At 58.4% G+C, this 503-nt stretch carries 1 protein-coding gene and 2 tRNA genes; all 3 read left to right on the forward strand.

What is annotated here, in order from left to right; genetic code table 11:
- Positions 1-66: 66 nt before the first annotated feature.
- Positions 67-140 (forward strand) — tRNA-Gly (locus E2H86_RS25865).
- A gap of 19 nt (positions 141-159) precedes the next feature.
- Positions 160-234: transfer RNA gene (locus E2H86_RS25870), tRNA-Thr, on the forward strand.
- A 43-nt stretch (positions 235-277) separates the two neighbouring features.
- A partial coding sequence (locus tag E2H86_RS25875) for a GTP-binding protein (RefSeq protein ID WP_243744105.1) occupies positions 278-503 on the forward strand: 226 nt, incomplete at its 3' end.

Here is a 503-nt window from a genome sequence, read left to right on the forward strand (position 1 = left end):
CTCTCCACCAGAATTAAGCAGTGAGTTCGGTCGCAAGGCCGGGCGGCAAGGGAAGTAGTAACCCGGGCGGGTGTAGCTCAATGGTAGAGCAGAAGCCTTCCAAGCTTACGACGAGGGTTCGATTCCCTTCACCCGCTCCATTCACTGTTAGCAAGTTTTGCCCATGTGGCTCAGTGGTAGAGCACTCCCTTGGTAAGGGAGAGGTCGGCAGTTCGATCCTGCCCATGGGCACCACGCATCCACCAACGCAAATCGCTACCGAGACAGGAGTCGCGACATGGCAAAGGAAAAGTTCGAGCGGACCAAGCCGCACGTGAACGTTGGTACGATTGGTCACGTTGACCACGGCAAGACGACGCTGACCGCGGCGATCACGACCGTGCTGGCGACCAAGTTTGGTGGTGCCGCTAAGGCATACGACCAGATCGACGCGGCGCCGGAAGAAAAGGCACGCGGTATTACGATCAACACCGCGCACGTTGAGTACGAAACGGCCAACCGCC

It is taken from the genome of Pseudomonas putida, from assembly GCF_004357765.1.
Taxonomy (GTDB): Bacteria; Pseudomonadota; Gammaproteobacteria; order Pseudomonadales; family Pseudomonadaceae; genus Aquipseudomonas; species Aquipseudomonas putida_U.